Source organism: Candidatus Kapaibacterium thiocyanatum, from assembly GCA_001899175.1.
Lineage (GTDB): Bacteria > Bacteroidota > Ignavibacteria > Kapaibacteriales > Kapaibacteriaceae > Kapaibacterium > Kapaibacterium thiocyanatum.
This window is the reverse complement of record MKVH01000002.1, coordinates 86399-102960: the sequence shown is the minus strand read 5'-3', so window position 1 is coordinate 102960 and position 16562 is coordinate 86399. Positions and strand designations below refer to the sequence as shown.

The 16562-nt window shown below is 59.6% G+C and carries 14 protein-coding genes and 1 tRNA gene; 10 read left to right on the top strand and 5 right to left on the bottom strand.

Annotation, left to right across the window (positions count from 1 at the left end):
* Positions 1–29: 29 nt before the first annotated feature.
* On the bottom strand, positions 30–926 hold the full coding sequence (locus BGO89_00705; protein ID OJX61148.1) for a hypothetical protein: 897 nt from the start codon (positions 924–926) through the stop codon (positions 30–32).
* Positions 923–2221, bottom strand: coding sequence for a hypothetical protein (locus BGO89_00700; GenBank protein ID OJX61147.1), 1299 nt, complete (start codon positions 2219–2221; stop codon positions 923–925). Before BGO89_00700 ends, BGO89_00705 begins: the two co-directional genes overlap by 4 nt.
* Positions 2222–2781: 560 nt before the next feature.
* On the opposite strand from BGO89_00700, the gene BGO89_00695 reads away from it, so the two are divergent.
* Both BGO89_00695 and BGO89_00690 read left to right on the top strand, forming a co-directional pair.
* Positions 2782–2859: transfer RNA gene (locus BGO89_00695), tRNA-Pro, on the top strand.
* Positions 2860–3024: 165 nt separating this feature from the next.
* Complete coding sequence (locus BGO89_00690; GenBank protein ID OJX61146.1) at positions 3025–5250, top strand: sodium:proton antiporter; 2226 nt, start codon at positions 3025–3027, stop codon at positions 5248–5250.
* A 92-nt stretch (positions 5251–5342) separates the two neighbouring features.
* On the opposite strand, the gene BGO89_00685 is transcribed toward BGO89_00690, so the two are convergent.
* Positions 5343–5975 (bottom strand): hypothetical protein, encoded by a 633-nt coding sequence (locus BGO89_00685; GenBank protein ID OJX61145.1) that lies wholly within the window; start codon positions 5973–5975, stop codon positions 5343–5345.
* 131 nt (positions 5976–6106) lie between these two features.
* Between BGO89_00685 and BGO89_00680 the strand changes: the two genes are divergently transcribed.
* The 8 genes from BGO89_00680 to BGO89_00645 all read left to right on the top strand — a co-directional run bounded on the left by BGO89_00680 (position 6107) and on the right by BGO89_00645 (position 14791).
* Complete coding sequence (locus BGO89_00680; GenBank protein OJX61144.1) at positions 6107–6997, top strand: hypothetical protein; 891 nt, start codon at positions 6107–6109, stop codon at positions 6995–6997.
* On the top strand, positions 6994–7674 hold the full coding sequence (locus BGO89_00675) for a hypothetical protein (GenBank protein ID OJX61143.1): 681 nt from the start codon (positions 6994–6996) through the stop codon (positions 7672–7674). Before BGO89_00680 ends, BGO89_00675 begins: the two co-directional genes overlap by 4 nt.
* Positions 7675–7798: 124 nt before the next feature.
* The gene (locus BGO89_00670) at positions 7799–10654 is read left to right on the top strand and encodes a hypothetical protein (GenBank protein OJX61142.1); all 2856 of its coding nucleotides are present in this window, start codon (positions 7799–7801) and stop codon (positions 10652–10654) included.
* Positions 10655–10657: 3 nt separating this feature from the next.
* Positions 10658–12913, top strand: a complete 2256-nt coding sequence (locus BGO89_00665) for a RelA/SpoT family protein (protein ID OJX61141.1) — start codon at positions 10658–10660, stop codon at positions 12911–12913.
* Between the two features lie 69 nt (positions 12914–12982).
* Positions 12983–13492, top strand: coding sequence for a hypothetical protein (locus tag BGO89_00660; protein ID OJX61140.1), 510 nt, complete (start codon positions 12983–12985; stop codon positions 13490–13492).
* Between the two features lie 9 nt (positions 13493–13501).
* Positions 13502–13813 carry an NADH-quinone oxidoreductase subunit K gene (locus tag BGO89_00655; GenBank protein OJX61139.1) on the top strand — a complete coding sequence of 104 codons (312 nt, stop codon included), beginning with the start codon at positions 13502–13504 and terminating at the stop codon, positions 13811–13813.
* Positions 13814–13844: 31 nt separating this feature from the next.
* Positions 13845–14345, top strand: coding sequence for a hypothetical protein (locus BGO89_00650; protein ID OJX61138.1), 501 nt, complete (start codon positions 13845–13847; stop codon positions 14343–14345).
* Positions 14346–14374: 29 nt separating this feature from the next.
* Positions 14375–14791 carry a hypothetical protein gene (locus tag BGO89_00645; GenBank protein ID OJX61137.1) on the top strand — a complete coding sequence of 139 codons (417 nt, stop codon included), beginning with the start codon at positions 14375–14377 and terminating at the stop codon, positions 14789–14791.
* A 43-nt stretch (positions 14792–14834) separates the two neighbouring features.
* Here BGO89_00645 and BGO89_00640 read toward each other — a convergent pair whose 3' ends face one another.
* Together BGO89_00640 and BGO89_00635 are read right to left on the bottom strand one after the other, a co-directional pair.
* Positions 14835–15098, bottom strand: coding sequence for a hypothetical protein (locus BGO89_00640; GenBank protein ID OJX61136.1), 264 nt, complete (start codon positions 15096–15098; stop codon positions 14835–14837).
* The gene (locus BGO89_00635) at positions 15095–16555 is read right to left on the bottom strand and encodes a hypothetical protein (protein ID OJX61135.1); all 1461 of its coding nucleotides are present in this window, start codon (positions 16553–16555) and stop codon (positions 15095–15097) included. Before BGO89_00635 ends, BGO89_00640 begins: the two co-directional genes overlap by 4 nt.
* Positions 16556–16562: the final 7 nt, after the last annotated feature.

Genomic DNA, 16562 nt, shown 5'->3' with positions numbered 1-16562 from the left:
CTTTCCTAACGGTGAATCGACAAACGGGATCAGGCGCCATGCGGACCGACTCTGGGCAACGGGCTTCCATCGCGCACGTAGTGGTCGACCCACCAGCGGATATCGGCGTTGGATTCTTCCCTGCGACCGGCAAGAACATGATCGGCATTGTCGTACATCACCAGTTTGTATGGATGCAGACATTCCTGCAATGCCATTCCAAGATGCAGTCCATGTTCGGGTGTCACCCTTCTGTCCCCTGTCCCATGCAGTACCAGCAGCGGAGTCGCCTTGTTCAGCTTGTCGGCCCAGAGGACGGCAGAGCGACGTTCCGCTTCCAACTGTATGTCTGCTTCCGGCGATAAATGTTTCAGCATTGTCTTTCGGATGTAGGCCGACTGATCCACTGCATGGATCATCGACGGCGCACCGAACGTGACGGCGGCCCGGAATCTGTCCGTCCTCGCCAGCATCATGAGTGCCATCATTCCGCCACGACTGCCTCCGATGATGCCGATCCGTGAACGGTCCACGTAGCCGAGCGAGTCGAGCAGAGGAAGCAGGTTCAGGGCGTCGTCGACGTCACCGGCGCCCCATTCCTCCGTACCGTCACTACCACCGAGTCCCCTGTAGTTACTGGCAACGCAGACGTAGCCCCACGACGCATAGAGTCCGGCGAAGGCCATGGCGCCTTCGGCGCTGAGCGCGCCACGCGGACCGGATCCTCCGCGATTGAAGATCAGCGCGGGATACGAGGCCTGGCCCGCATGCGGCAGCGCCAGCCACCCCTTGATCTTCAGTCCTTGACTGGCATAGGTGATTTCGTGCAGCGTCACGTGCTCGAAACGAGCCAGGTTCTGGCCCTCGAGCGAACGCCGTGCCATCGACAACGCACTCGCAGGTATCTCGACCTGCCGTGCTTCCAGGAGCGTACCGTCGGCGATCACTGCTTGTACCGCTCCCGATACTTCTTCGACAAACGGATATGGCGATTGGAGAGATCGACGCTGCGGCCATCGATGAAGGCCTGTTCGACCTTGTTCGTCAGGGCATCGAGCGCATTGCCGGCACTCACGAAAAGCGTGGCCGACTTGCCCGTTTCGATACTTCCGTACGATGCGTCGATCCCGAGCATGCGTGCGGGCACGAGCGTGAGCGAGCGCTCGGCGTCGGCTTCGGAGAGCCCGAAGGCTACCGCGGTACCGGCATGGAAGGGCAGGTTGCGCTGCTGCCATGTGCCGAACTCGGAGAAGGCGAAGGGAATGTTGTTGCGTGCGAGCAGTGCAGGCAACGCATACGGTGCGTCGTAGGCATCCTCGTCATGTCGCGGCAATGCATGGACGCGCGGGATGATGACCGATACGCCGGCACGCTGGAGCTGCGGCAGCACGAGACCGATGTCTTCGGCACCGGCGAGGATGAGGCGCAGACCGTAGTGCTTCGCGAAGTCCAGCGTGGCCTCGATCTGCCGCCGCGTCGTGACGTAGACGATGACCGGAAGCGAGTCCTCGAAGATGGCCCTCATGGCTTCCATCCTGATGTCGCGGCGGTTGGTGTCCACACGTGCCTGCGCCATCTGCGAATAGGCCCGTGCTTCATCGAACACCCTGTAGACCTCGCGGAAGTCCTTGTCGATCTCCTTCTGCTGTTCTTCCGCGCTCTTGCGTACCCACCAGCCGGTGGCCACGTCCATCGCAGGCCAGTTCATCACCATGGCCGCACGGGGCTTGATGGCGATGTCTTCGCGCGTCCAGCCGTCGAGACGCATGACGGATGCCATGCCGGCGATCAGGCCGCCACCCGGTGTCACGTTGGCGATGAGGATGCCGTTGCTGCGCACCGTCGGTATGATCTCGGAATCGGGATTGTAGGCCGTTTCCGCACGGACGTTCGGATTGATGGTCCCAACTTCGGAGAAGTCGCGCGTGGAGCGCACGGCATCGATTTCGGATAGTCCCAGGATCGTACTTGCCGTGATGAAACCGGGATAGACATGCTTCCCTTCGCAGTCGATCACGCGTGCATTGGACGGTGGCGTGACGGCATCACCTACTGCCGTGATACGTCCATTGTCGAACACGACCGTCCCATGCGGGATCGTACCGTTGGCGACGGTATGGATGACGGCATTGACGAGGGCGATCGGTTGTTTCTGCGGTGCGCCCGGAATCTCTTCGCCGGCAACGACGGGCAGAGCGGGCAGGATCAGGGCAAGAAGCAGAGGGAGCCATGAACGACGCATCGATTCTCCGGATTGGGAATCCGGAAAATACGAAGGGCCTTCGAGCTTATGGCGATATGCCAGGGCATCAGGTCAAGAATAGGTCAAGGCCACACCGTTCCCCGGGGCATGATCGCACGGAAGGTTCCCCCATCCACCGGAAACGGGTCATCCGGATACCATTCGACATGGTCCCATTTGGTCCGTACGATGAACGGGTGTCACCGCGGCGGGAACATTCTGCCACGGGGAACGTCAGGTTCCGCATGATGAACCACGCTTGCCATGAAATCTCGAAGATAACGGGAACGATGTCCAGGGGGGATCGGCACGGGCGGGTTCTGGCGTGAGGAAGGCCCTAAATGTGAGATACCCCTAGACGTCACCACTCGTCTAGGGGCACTCCCCTTCTCACCTTTCACTTTCACTGCGATTCGGATATGTTCCGTACCGCGGTGACAGCGGTTACCAATCGGTAACAGTACGAAGATACAACAGCCATATAGTCGAACGCAACCCTTTTTTTGATCAATCGGCGATTTTATCGTTCGGGCTTTTTCAGCATCTTTGCGCCCCTGTTTCGGGGTGTAGCGCAGCCCGGTTAGCGCGTCTGCTTTGGGAGCAGAAGGCCGCAGGTTCGAATCCTGCCACCCCGACCCTTTCCTCGCAATAGAGTTTCCACGCTCTACGTCACCTTCCATCTCGACGTATTCCAGCGTAACGATCCGCGATATGGACGGATCTTCGATAGCGTCAACCGGGAAGATCACTGCAGGGGACCCTGCACCCGATTACACTTCATCCATCACGATACATGGCATTCGATGGTCCATCTACCGGCACTGATTTCCGATCTCGGATTGATCCTGGCTGCGGCGGGAATAACGACCCTTGTCTTCAAGAAGATCAAACAACCCGTCGTGCTCGGCTATATCGTCGCCGGCTTGCTGGTAGGACCGCACGTCTCACTGCTACCCACCGTCATCGACATCGGGAGCATCAACATCTGGGGTGAGATCGGCGTCATTTTCCTGCTCTTCAGTCTCGGTCTGGAATTCAGTTTCAAGAAGCTGGTGAAGGTCGGTGGCTCGGCCTCCGTGATGGCCATCGTGGAAGCCGCCGTGATGATGACCGTCGGCTTCGCGACGGGAATGCTGATGGGATGGTCGACGATGGACAGCATCTTCCTCGGTGGACTGCTGGCGATCTCCTCGACGACGATCATCATCAAGGCCTTCGAAGAACTGGGACTGAAGTCGAAGCATTTCGCGAAGCTGGTCTTCGGTGTGCTGATCGTGGAGGATCTTATCGCCATCGTCCTCATGGTCCTGCTGTCGACCCTGGCGGTGAGCAGGCAGTTCGAAGGATGGGCCATGCTGACGTCCGTCGCCGAGCTGTTCTTCTTCCTGATCCTGTGGTTCCTCGGTGGAATATTCCTGATCCCGACGTGGCTGAAGAAGGCGAAGAACCTGATGAACGACGAGACGATGCTCGTCGTTTCCATCGCCTTCTGCCTGCTGATGGTGATCCTCGCGACGAAGGTGGGCTTCTCCCCTGCTCTCGGTGCCTTCGTCATGGGATCGATCCTCGCCGAAACCACACAGGCAGAACGTATCGAACATCTCGTCCAGCCCGTCAAGAACCTGTTCGGCGCCGTCTTCTTCGTCTCCGTCGGCATGCTGATCGATCCGGCGATGATCGTGGCGCACATCGGTCCGGTACTCATCATCACGGCCGTCACGATCGTCGGCAAGATCATCAGTACGGGCGGTGGCGCCCTCATATCGGGACAGTCGCTGAAGACGTCGATCCAGTCCGGCATGAGCGTATCGCAGATCGGCGAATTCTCCTTCATCATCGCGGGCCTCGGCCTGACGCTCGGTGTGACGAGCGACTTCCTCTATCCCGTGGCCATCGCCGTGTCGGCCATCACGACACTGACGACGCCCTATATGATCCGGCTCTCCGATCCGTTGTCCCAGCGCATCGAAGGGATGCTTCCCACCTCCTGGGTGGAACGCCTGAATCACTACCGTACGGGTGCGCAGCTCGTTTCCGTCTCGGCGGAATGGAAGTCGCTGATAAAAACCTACATCTTCAACATCGCCATCTATTCCGTCATCATCGTCGCCATCATCCTGTTCTCGTCCATGTATCTGCGCGGCTTCGTCGTCGGGTCCTTCGGCGAAGGCATGGCCGGTACGATCGTCGGTACGACGGTATCGCTCCTGCTCATGGCGCCGTTCCTGTGGGCACTCGCGGTCCGGAACATCAGGACCAGGGCGACGTCCGACCTGTGGAAGCAGGGATCGTTCAGCCACGGACCTATCGTGATGATGGAGATTCTCAGACTCGTTCTCGCGGCCATACTCGTCTGCTTCTTCCTCGCCCAGTCCTTCTCGACGTGGATCGCCATCGCCGCCATCGCCATCGTCTTCTCCCTCGCCATCCTCATCCTGTCGAAGAAGCTGCAATCGTTCTACGACTGGGTCGAAGCACGATTCATCTCCAACCTGAACGAACGTGAGCAGGAACAGGGCAACGATCTCTTCCCGAGCACGACGCCATGGGATGCCGACATGTCGCACTTCGTCGTCACACCCGAACTCTCCATCGTGGGACAGACCCTGGATGAACTGAAGTTCCGCGAACGCTTCGGTGTGAACATCGCCATGCTGGAACGGGGAAGCAGGATCATCACGATACCGGGTGGCAAGGAATACCTCTATCCCGGCGACCGGCTGACGGTCGTGGGAACGGACGAGCAGATCGCCTCGCTGAAAGACGCCTTCGATTCCGCCGTCATGGAACAGGATCATGTGGCTCAGCCGACGCTGAAAATGCTGAAGCTGCCGGTCACCGCCGGGTCGCAACTGCTGTCGAAGACGATACGGACGTCGGGCATCCGCGAGAAAGCCAAGACGCTCGTCATCGGCGTGGAACGGGCCGGCGAGCGCATCCTCAATCCTGATTCATCGCTCGAACTTCTCGACGGCGACGTCCTCCTTCTCGTAGGAGATCCCGCGCTCATCAACAGCATGTATGGGTGAGAACGGACGTCGTTCCGGAACTCCATGAAACGAAGAAAGGGCAGCCACCACCATGATGACTGCCCTTTTCCATGGACGTCCTTACGGTACGATCAGAACGCGGCCAGCTTCTTCAGATCGATCGACTCGGCCACCTTCTTCACGGCGGTGAGATCTGTCTGGTTGTTCGCTTCGACGACGAGGAGGAAGCGGCCACCGAGTCCGTAGGTGATCGTCGCCGATTTGTCCTTCTTGCCAAGCTTCTCCATTCCGTTGATGTACGGATTGTCCGTCTGGAAGGTGGACATGTACTCTTCCGAATTGTCGGTCTTGATCTTCAAGGCCATCCATGTGGATGCGGCCGCCCACCCCATTTCCGAGCTGTTGTAGTCGGACAACGTGATGCGGATGAACGAACCGTCGTCCTTCGTATACTCGCGACTTGCGCTGCCGACGGAATATCCGGGAACTTCCGTATTGGAACCTTCGAGTTCACCGGCCTTGTAGCCGGCGATCTCACCGGGGAGATATTTCTGCAACTCGGCATACGGCAGGGCGATCGTATCGCCCTTCGCGCGACGCTCGTCACGGCGCTTCTCCAGCTCCGTTTGTGTCTTCTGCGCTTCGTCGGCCGATTCGGCGATGGACTGGACGTTCTTGAGCGATTCGGCAGCTTCGTTCATCTTGTCGCTGCAGGCAGAGACGAACAGACCGCCGGCGACGGCGAGAAGAAGGATACGTTTCATCGGATACCCGTAATCGTGAAGTGGATTTACCGCGAATATCGGCAAAATCAACCGTTCGGTTGAAGTCTCTCATACTCGTCAGGCCTCAATTTCGCACCATCACAATTACATCTACCTGAGGTCGGTCAGTCATGAAACGTCTTCTCAAAATCGTCGGATGGATGCTGGGCGGAGTCGTCGGTATCGTCGTACTTCTTCTCGCGACGGCATACACCACGTCGTCCATCGCATTCAACAAGCACTACGATATTCCCGGAAGAGACATCCCCGTTCCCACGGACAGTGCGTCCATCGCCGAAGGCAAGCGGATGGTGAGCTTCCGCGCATGTACGGACTGTCACGGCCCGAACCTGGCCGGCCGGACCTTCATGGACCCGGGTCCGATCGTCGGCCGCGCCACGGCGCCCAACATCACGGGTGGACAGGGCAGCCGCACCGGATCCTTCACCACGCGTGACTGGGATCGTGCCATCCGTCACGGCGTCAGCCCCGAAGGCCGTTGCTACATCATCATGCCGGCGAAGGACTATTTCCGTACCTCGGACACGGATCTCGGCAAGATGATCGCCTACCTGAAGAACGTCCCCAAGGTCGATTCACCTGACCTGAATGCAGAAGTCACGATCGGTCCCCTCATGCGGACGCTCTACATGTTCGGCCAGGTTCCCGATCTCGTACCGGCTGAGGTCGTCGACCACTCCTACATTCCCACGGAACCCCGGCGTGGGATCACACTCGAACACGGCCAGTACATGGCCCAGACCTGTACGGGCTGCCACCAGTCCACGTTCAAGGGCGGTCCCCTGCCCGGCATGCCGCCGGACTTCCCGCCTGCAGCAGACATCACCCCGGCCGGTCGTATCAAATCCTATTCCGATGCAACCTTCCTGCAGATGCTCCGTACGGGCAAGACTCCCGAAGGACGCAAGCTCGATCCGAAATACATGCCCTGGCCTGCCTTCGCGAACATGACCGACGATGAAATCCGTTCACTCTACCTTTTCCTGGCGAAACAATCATGACGCACCGATATCGCAGCTATGACGTCCCTCACAAGGGACTGCGCAACGCCTTCTCCCAACTCGTCGTGCGCTGCAGCACCACGGACTACACCAACGGTCACGACGTCGAGGAACTGGCCTTCCTCGCCGACGACGTATTCAGATTCCTCCATCTGCATGCGCATGCCGAGAACGACGTCGTCCTGGCACAGCTCGAGGAACGTCTTCCGGGATCGACCGCCCATGACCGCGACGATCACGACGACCTGCACGTCCTGCAGCACGAACTGGAAACCCTGTTGGCCGACATGCGCGGCCGCTCGCGCAAGGCCGAAGACGTGACGACGATGGGACATACCTTCGCCGACGGTGTCCATCGTCTCGTCGCCCGACATCTCGAACACATGTCCGGCGAGGAAACCACCACGCAGGACCTGCTCTGGCAGCACTTCACGGACGAAGAGCTGCACGGACATGCCGGCATCATCATGTCGAAGCACGCTCCCGAAGAACTGCTGATGGAACTGCGCTTCATCGTACCTGCTCTCAGCCACCCCGAACGCGTCGGCCTGCTCTCGACATTGCAGACGGTAGCGCCCGAACCCTTCGTGCGCAGCGTGTTCGACGTCGTCCGGAACAACATGACGACGAAGGACTTCACGAAGCTCGAGGAAGCCCTGTCGGCGAGCGCTGCCTGAGCCACGAACGCGCTGGTGGAATTGCGTAACTTTTCGACGGGCTGTGTAGTTCTGCACTGCATAGCCCGATCGTTCACGCACGGATACCACCATGACACCATTGTTCCGCCCTTTCATCTGCACATTGTTCGCTGCCGGCACTCTGGCCACTGCACATGCGGCCGGCGATCACACGGGACCCCGCTTCTACGCACCGACGATCTCGACGGGCAGCGTCCTTCCTGCGACGAAGGTCGCGATCGATGACGCACGACCGACGATACTCATCCGATACCTCGGCTATAGCTGCTCCCATTGCGTACGCCAGATCGCCTATCTGAATCGTCATGCCGAGCAGCTCCGCACCCACGGTATCCGGGTCATCGCCTTCAGCGAAGACGACGAGGAAACGTGCCGACGCATGATCGAACGCGAAGGCTTCGATACGAACGTGCTGTCCGTCGTCAGCGATCCGGACAACAGCATGGCCCGCAGGTTCGGCGCCCTCCGGACGGATGGAGATTCGACGCTCGATCTCCACGTTGCCATCGTGGTCAGCAAGGGCAAGGTCGTACTCTCCGTCTATTCGAACGAACCGTACATGGATGTGCAGCGACTGATCAACGCGGCCGCCGAACCCGTCGTCGCCAACGAGGACGGCACGATCAACTACCTGCTCTCCTATCTCAACGGCAGTCCGGTGACGGTCAACATCATCGCTGGCCCCGACGACGGCATCCGCGAACCCGTCGATCTCGACTTCAATCGCAGCATCATCAGCGCCAACGATCTGTGGGTGGTCACGAGCGAAGGCAACGGTCATGCCATCGCCCTCGTCCACAATGCCGGAACACCCCAGCAGGTAGTACGCCGCAAGAAGGACTCGCGCGCCAGCCACTTCATGTGGCGCACGCAGGCCATCGCCATGGCCACCAACGGCACCTTCGGCACGGCCGAGAACGGCGAGCCTGGAGATCAGGACTATCAGTATCTCTTCATGGGCCCGACGCTGTGGTCCAGCGATACGGCCATCTTCGCGTCGAAGTACCAGAACGACAACGGATATCTCGCCAGCCACCTCGACATGCTGCACCAGAGTCCGTACGGCCTCGGTATCGCCCACGATCACGACAACGTCTACTGGGTATCCGATTCCTACTACAAGGACATCACACGCTACGACTATCAGGATCCGCACGAAGTAGGCGGCACGGACCATCGCGACGGCATCATCAGACGCTACAGCGACGTCAAGCTGACGGCCGTCGAACGCGGCCGCCCTGCTCACATGGCCATGGACCGTAACAACGATCTTCTCTACTTCATCGACCCCGGTACGGCACGCGTGCTGCGCCTGCACACCAACACCGGTACGGTGAAAGGCCAGCTCCAGCCTCCGCCCGAAAGCGAGGAAGCGCTGCAGGAATTTTCGGAGGTGACCGGCGCCGTCATCGACACCGTCGTCACAAGCGGCCTTCAGGAACCCGTCGGCATCGACGTACGCTACAACCGCATGATCGTCGGTGACCGCAAGACCGGCCTGGTCCATATCTACGACATCTCGACGCTTCCCGCCAGCAAGCTCGGAACGGTCGATACGAAGGCCACCGAACTGCTCGGCATCACGCTCGGACCCGACGATCATATCTGGTTCGTCGACCGTGGCGCCAGTACCGTCGGGCGTCTCGAGACTGCACTGCGCGACCGCATCTCGCCGGTAGCCGCAGTGGATACCTACAATGCCGTCGATACCGTCTGGTTCGACTACCACAACGCCACGACATCACAGAAGACCATCAGCGTACGCGCCAGGCTTTCTGCCGACTCCACGCCCTGGACCATCGAGTCCCCTTCGAACGCTACGACGCTCACCATCGATGCCGAATCCACGGCCCGCATTCCCGTCGTCGTCGCGCGCTCCGAAGCGGCGGCACCCGTCGTCGACCTCATGGTGACGGCAAGCGATGCCACGGCCTTCACGTCGGACTTCCTGCGCGCGAAAGCCACGCTCGTCTCGTCGGGCCTGCGCCGCGTCGTCATCAACGACGGTACCACGGAAGGCTTCGACATCACCGAAGCCGTGGCCCTTACCGACCGTACCGGATACGTCTCCATCGACGGGGACATCTTCGTCCGCGTCGCCGACGATCTCGATTCACTGCAGACGACACTCTGGTTCTCCGGAAGCTTCGGCGACATCAACACGACGGACGATGCCATCATCTCCTCGCTCCTGAAGCGAGGCATCGAGATCTTCATGGCCGCAGACGATCCCCTCATCCTCCGTACCGACCTCACGAATTCCATCGGATTCTTCGAATCCTTCGGCGCCTCGTTCGTGGGTGCGGATGCTCCGGGCTTCGGTGACGACGGACGTCGTCTCTTCTCCGGCGTTCCGAACGATCCCGTGACCGGTGAACTCGGTACCATGGATTGCCAGCTTCCGGCCCTCTATCATCATCGTGGCGACGTCATCGTCCCTAACGTCAAGCTCCGTGCCAAGGGCACGGGCTCGGCCAGCATGCTCGTCCGCGACGGCGGCACCATCACCGGCGCCGTACGATATCAGCGTAACCAGGACTACCGCACGATCATGCTCGGTATCAATCCCGCCCGCATCATGAGTCCATCCCAGCGCACCGACCTTCTCGACAAGGGCCTCGCCTGGCTGGAAGCCTTCGCACCGGTACCCGATACGACCACACCGACGAGCGTCGCCGAGACCGGACAACAGAAGGCCGGCTTCGTCCTGAAGCCCGGAATAAATCCTTTCTCGGAGAACACGCACGTACGTGTATCTTCGTCCTTGTCGAATGATATACCGGCTACGGTCGGTCTGTATACCGTAGGGGGACAGCGCGTAGCGGCCCTTTTCGAAGGAGCCATACCGGCGGAGGGAATCGACCTCACCATCGAAGGCAGCACCCTTGCGGCAGGAACGTATTTCGTGATCGTGCGCACAGCACATGATGTATCGCACGTCACGCTCGTAAAACGATGATCTATGGCCAGAGCGGCAGCAAAACGACGGACACCGGCACTCCAGGAACCGGAACATATCTTCGGCCTCGACGTCGAGGCCGATCTCGCAGTTCTTCTTCATGAAGGCAAACAGAACCTCACGAGGTTCAACGAGGAATTCGTAACACGGGCATTCCGCTTCTGCGTCGAGGCTCACCGCAAGGACGTCCGCACGAGCGGCGAGCCGTATTACACGCATCCCCTGCAGGTGGCCATCATCGTCTGCCGGGAAATTCCTCTCGACGACGTCAGCGTCGTGGCGGCACTGCTTCACGACGTGGTCGAAGACACCGAATATTCGCTGAAGGACATCCGCGAGGACTTCGGTTCGGAAGTGGCCGACATCGTCGACGGTGCGACGAAGATCAACGACGTCTTCAAGAGCCGCGAGATCACGCAGGCCGAAAACTATCGCAAGCTGTTGCTTTCGATGGCCAACGACGTCCGCGTCATCCTCGTGAAGTTCGCCGACCGTCTCCATAACATGCGCACCATCGACGTCCTGCCGCGCGAGCGCCAGGAACGTCTGGCACGCGAGACGATGGAGATCTACGCTCCGTTCGCCCACCGCTTCGGCCTCGGAAACATCAAGTGGGAACTGGAGGACCTGTCCTTCAAGGTTCTCAACAGGTCGGCATACGACGACATCAAGCGTCAGCTCAACACGACGCGCGAGGAGCGTGAGGACTTCATCGAGAAGTTCTCGCGTCCGATCGCCGACCGTCTCAAGGAGAACGGCCTCAAGTTCGAGATCAGCGGGCGTCCCAAGCACCTCTATTCCATCTACAAGAAGATGGTCACGCAGGGCAAGACGCTGGACGAGCTCTACGATCTCTTCGCCGTGCGCATCATTCTCGAAACCCGCGAGAACAACGACTGCTTCCTGGCCTATGGCCTCGTCAGCGAGATCTACGTTCCCGTTCCGGAACGTTTCAAGAACTACATCTCGGTACCGAAGAAAAACGGCTATCAATCGCTGCATACCACCGTCATCAGCGCCGACGGCAAGCGTGTGGAAGTGCAGATCCGTACACGCGCCATGCACGAGTTCGCGGAGCGAGGGGTTGCCGCCCACTTCCGTTACAAGGCACAGAGCGGCGCAACGGCGACGTGGGTGGACAGTTCCGACCTCGAGGAGTGGGCCAACTGGGTACGCGACATCTTCGACAGTGCCGGCGATGAAGCCCCCGAGCAACTGATGGAGAGTTTCAAGCTCAACCTCTATCAGGACGAGATCTACGTCTTCACGCCCAAGGGCGATCTGCGTATCCTCCCGAAGGGCGCCACCCCCATCGACTTCGCCTTCGATATCCACTCGCAGGTCGGAGCCCGCTGTATCGGCGCCAAGGTCAACGGGCGCATCGTACCGCTCGACCACAAGCTGACGACCGGCGACCAGGTCGAAATTCTCACCTCGCGGAACCAGACGCCGAATCGCGACTGGGAGCGGATCGTCATCACGCACAAGGCCAAGACGCACATCAGACGTATCCTCAACGAGGAACGTCGTGCCCGCGTGGCCGAAGGCAAGGACCTGTGGGAGAAGCGGGCGAAGAAGCACAACCTCCATATCAACGAAGACGATCTGGAACGGGTGATCGCCCATCTCAAGTACGACAGCAAGACCGATTTCTACGCCGCCCTCGGCACGGGAACGCTCACGCCCGAAGCCGCAGCCGCGATGATCATGGAACGCCTGTCTCCGGGAGCACCCGCCGAGGCCAGGCCGCAGGAAGAGTTCACGTTCCACGACTTCAGCAATTCGGCGCGGGAACGGTCGGACGGCATCTACATCGTCGGTGACAACATCCCGGCCGCGAAGGTCATGTTTTCCTACGCACGGTGCTGCAATCCCGTACCGGGAGACGACATCGTCGGCATCGTCACCATCGGCAGCGGCATCAAGGTCCACCGCACGAGCTGCCACAACATGGCCGAACTGCAGGACAAACTCCGTCCGCGCCTCGTCGAACTCCAGTGGAGCAAGAAGCAGCGCAGCGAATTCCTGGCCGCCGTCAAGATCACGGGGGACGACCGCCCGGGTATGCTGAACGACATCACGACGGCCGTGATATCGGTGGACAACACCAACATCCGCGGTGTGAACATCGACGCCTTCGACTCTCTCTTCGAGGGAATCCTGACCGTCTACGTGCGCGATACGGCCCACCTGGACAGGATCTTCGACAAGCTCCACAAGATCAAGGGCGTACGTACCGTGGAACGCTTTGAAGGGTGATCCTTCGCGGAACGGTCCTTTGCGTATATTTGCCCCGTTGTATCAGTCCCCTATTCGGGTACCTGCGCGGTGAACCTACAAGTCATCCTTTTTGCTCTGTTCGCGATCGGTGCGGTGGCATCGGCCCTTCTGACCATTACGCGTCGTAATCCCGTCGCGTCGGCCATGTCGCTCATCGCTCACTTCTTCATGCTGTCGGGTCTGTACCTCACGCTCGAAGCCCAGTTCGTGGCCGTCGTGCAGGTACTGGTCTATGCCGGCGCCATCATGGTGCTCGTGATCTTCGTGATCATGCTCCTGAATCTCGGCAGTGAACGGCAGCTCACGGAACGGGCGTCGTTACGGTCCACCCTCGGGTGGCTCGTGGCCGCGCTGTTCGCCGTACAGATCGGCATCGTCCTCACGTCCAAGCCTACCGGCGTCAATGCCCTCTCTCCCAAGGCCGTGGAAATCGGCACGACGGAGGCCATCGGCCAGAGCCTGTTCACGCATTACCTGTTCCCCTTCGAAGCCGTATCGCTTCTGCTGCTGGCAGCCCTGATCGGTTCGGTCATCCTCGCAAAGCGTACGTTGAAGTAAGGAAGCATCATGCCTACGACCATCCCGCTCGACTACTACCTGATCCTCTCGGCAGTCCTGTTCGTCATCGGCGTCATCGGTGTGATCACGCGCCGTAACGCCATCATCATCTTCATGTCCATCGAGCTGATGCTCAATGCCGTGAACCTGACGATGGTCGCCTTCTCCGCCTATTCCGGGAATGTCGCCGGACAGATGTTCGTATTCTTCATCATGGCGGTCGCCGCCGCGGAAGCGGCCGTCGGTCTGGCCATCGTGCTCGCCCTCTTCCGGAACAAACAGACCGTCTACGTCGACGAAGTAAACATCATGAAGTGGTAAGTATCACCGTCGTACACTGTTGAGGACTCCGATGAAGCGCCTTCTTCTTTCCTTCGGATGCATCGCCATCGCAGCGATCATGGCGGCATGCTCCAATACCGATCCCGAGTACAGGGCCGAACTCATCACCGTGCAACAGTTGAACACGACGGCAGGCTATGCCTGGTTCCCGGCCGAAACGTCGACCTACACGCCGGATGCCACGATGATCAACGAGATCAGGACGGAATTCGATACGACCCAGCATCAACTGCTGATCTTCGTGAAACCTTCCTGCGCATGCCGCGGTACGCAAAAGCTGTTCCCGCAGGTGATGAAATCCCTCATGCAGGCCGACGTTCCGATGCGCAAGGTCGAAATCTACTCCATGCGTTCGAGCAGTGACAAGCATCCCTACATGAAGGATATCACGCTCAATGCCCTGCCCGCCGTCTACGTGCTGCGCAACGGCGAGATCAAGCGTGTCATCATCGATAGCGATTATACCGGATCGAACGCGGATTCCCTGATGGCCCGGGCCCTCAGGCAGTAATCCGACCTACATTTTCGAAGGGGGATACCATGATCACGAAACTCGGTGCATCGGACGAAACGACGATCCGATTCTTCATGTCCGCCGCTCCTTGCGGTCGTGCTCCGCATATGACCGAGGACGAAGGGACCGATCTCAACTTCACGGCATACTGGGTCCCCAATCCCCGCGATTCCTACAGCGTCATCGCCACCGGTGACAGCATGGAGGATGCACGCATCTTCGCAGGAGACATGCTCGTCATCGATGCCGGTCGTGAAACGATCGACGGCAACATCATCGTGGCATGGCTGAACGGCGAACTGACGGTGAAGCGCCTGCAGCACGATGCCGAAGGCCGGGTGATGCTGGTAGCCGAGAACCGCAAGTACGCGCCGATGACAATCACCGAACACGACGACTTCCGCGTCCTCGGTATCGTGACGAGCGTCCACCGGAAACTCTGATCCCCACACGGCCCACGCGCCGTGCTATCCCTGCACTCCCCTTTCATCGGGACAGCGACTCGCTCTCCATACTCAGGATATCCAGTCCGAAACGCTGGATCTGACGCAGCATGCCATGCAGGGCCGATTGGTCCGGCAGGATTCCGTACAGTTCCGTGATCCCCGGCTCGCGATGACGTATCTTCATCGGCGTGAACCGGTCGTGCCAGTCGGTACTCAGTACCGTACGAAGACGGATCGTATAGCTTCGTGATTCCATGCTGCAAGCCGCCGGTTGATGGATGATATGGAAGGATGCCCGTATCATGGCTGGATCATGACCTTCGACGTTTCGACGCCATATCCCGTATCCACGACGAGCAGCGCACAGCCGGCAGGTGCTTCCGAAGGGATGCGCACCGCGATCGTGCCCATGGCTCCATCCTCGGTATCGACGCGCGTCGACGTTCCGTCGGGATATACCAACCGTATCCCGCGCACGGAGGATCGGGCATCCTTCAATCCTATCCTTACCGTCATCCCCCGAAGAACCGGGTTGGGCATGACGGACGCTTCGACCATACCCATGTCTTCATCGACGGACGTCGTTCCGTTGCGCCGATAGTAGACCTTGCCTCCAACGGTCATCCAGTCGTATCCGTTCGCGCCGCACGAGAGATGACCGAACAGGGATTCATCGAAGGTGACCTGTTCCGCGGACCATTCGGACATGTCCGGCTTCGCGGTACCGAAGAGCCACCCGATTCCGAGCAATCGATAGACGAATGCGATGTCGCCGTCCTTCGTCAATTCCACGTCACCGATAGACGGCACGCCACCGAAGCCGTCCCTGATCGTACGCCAGGACGTTCCACCGTCGATCGAGACGAACATCGTGGCACGCGACACGGCAACGGCAATGATTCCATTGGTCTTGACGGTATGGACCGGTTCGCCATCGATACGCACCGGTGATGTCCATGTAGCGCCGGAATCACGTGTGATCCAGACCTGTCCCGCGTCACCGTGCCGTCCTGATACCATCCACGTCCGTGCATCGACGATGGCCGACGACAATACCATGACGGAATCGGGAAGAGAGCCGTCGACACGCGACCAGGTGAGTCCTGCGTCGTTCGACAGCATGAGAACGGGTGTCGTGGTACGGCCGGTCTCGTGATCCTTGACGATGGCACCACCGACCAGGACCATATCGCCCTTCGACGTGACGTCGCGAAGCGACGGTCGCGTACTGTCCGCGCGGTATGTGGCTACCCACGTCTGTCCACCATCGGTACTCTTGATGATCGTCGCCTCCAGCTCGTCGTGGAAGACGTCGTCGGCAACCATCACGAGGTTCCGCTCGGATAGCAAGGTCAGATCGATGGGCAGCATCGGCACCCATCCGGAAACGTAGATGCTTTCGAACGTGGTATCGCATTGGCGGAAGAACTTCGCATCATCGTTGGTCCCATTCAGTCCGCCGACGAAGACGCATGACGTCGTCGCGTCGACGAACCTGTAGTTGGCAGTGCTGCCCATCGGCTTCTCGACCCATATCGACTGCGCTCGTGCGGCAGCGGGCCAGGCCATGGCGAGGAACGACGTCAGACCGACGACGATGGAGGAAGAACGGTGTGGGCGGTTTAGCATAGGGTTCGATGTCGATTGATGAACACCGATGGCCGTGGCGGAGCCGAACGGCTCCGCCAGCGACGTACGGTTGAACACATGGGATTGGAGGGATCGTCTCGTACGTGTGGGCACATATCGAAATGCGTCCATCAGACGA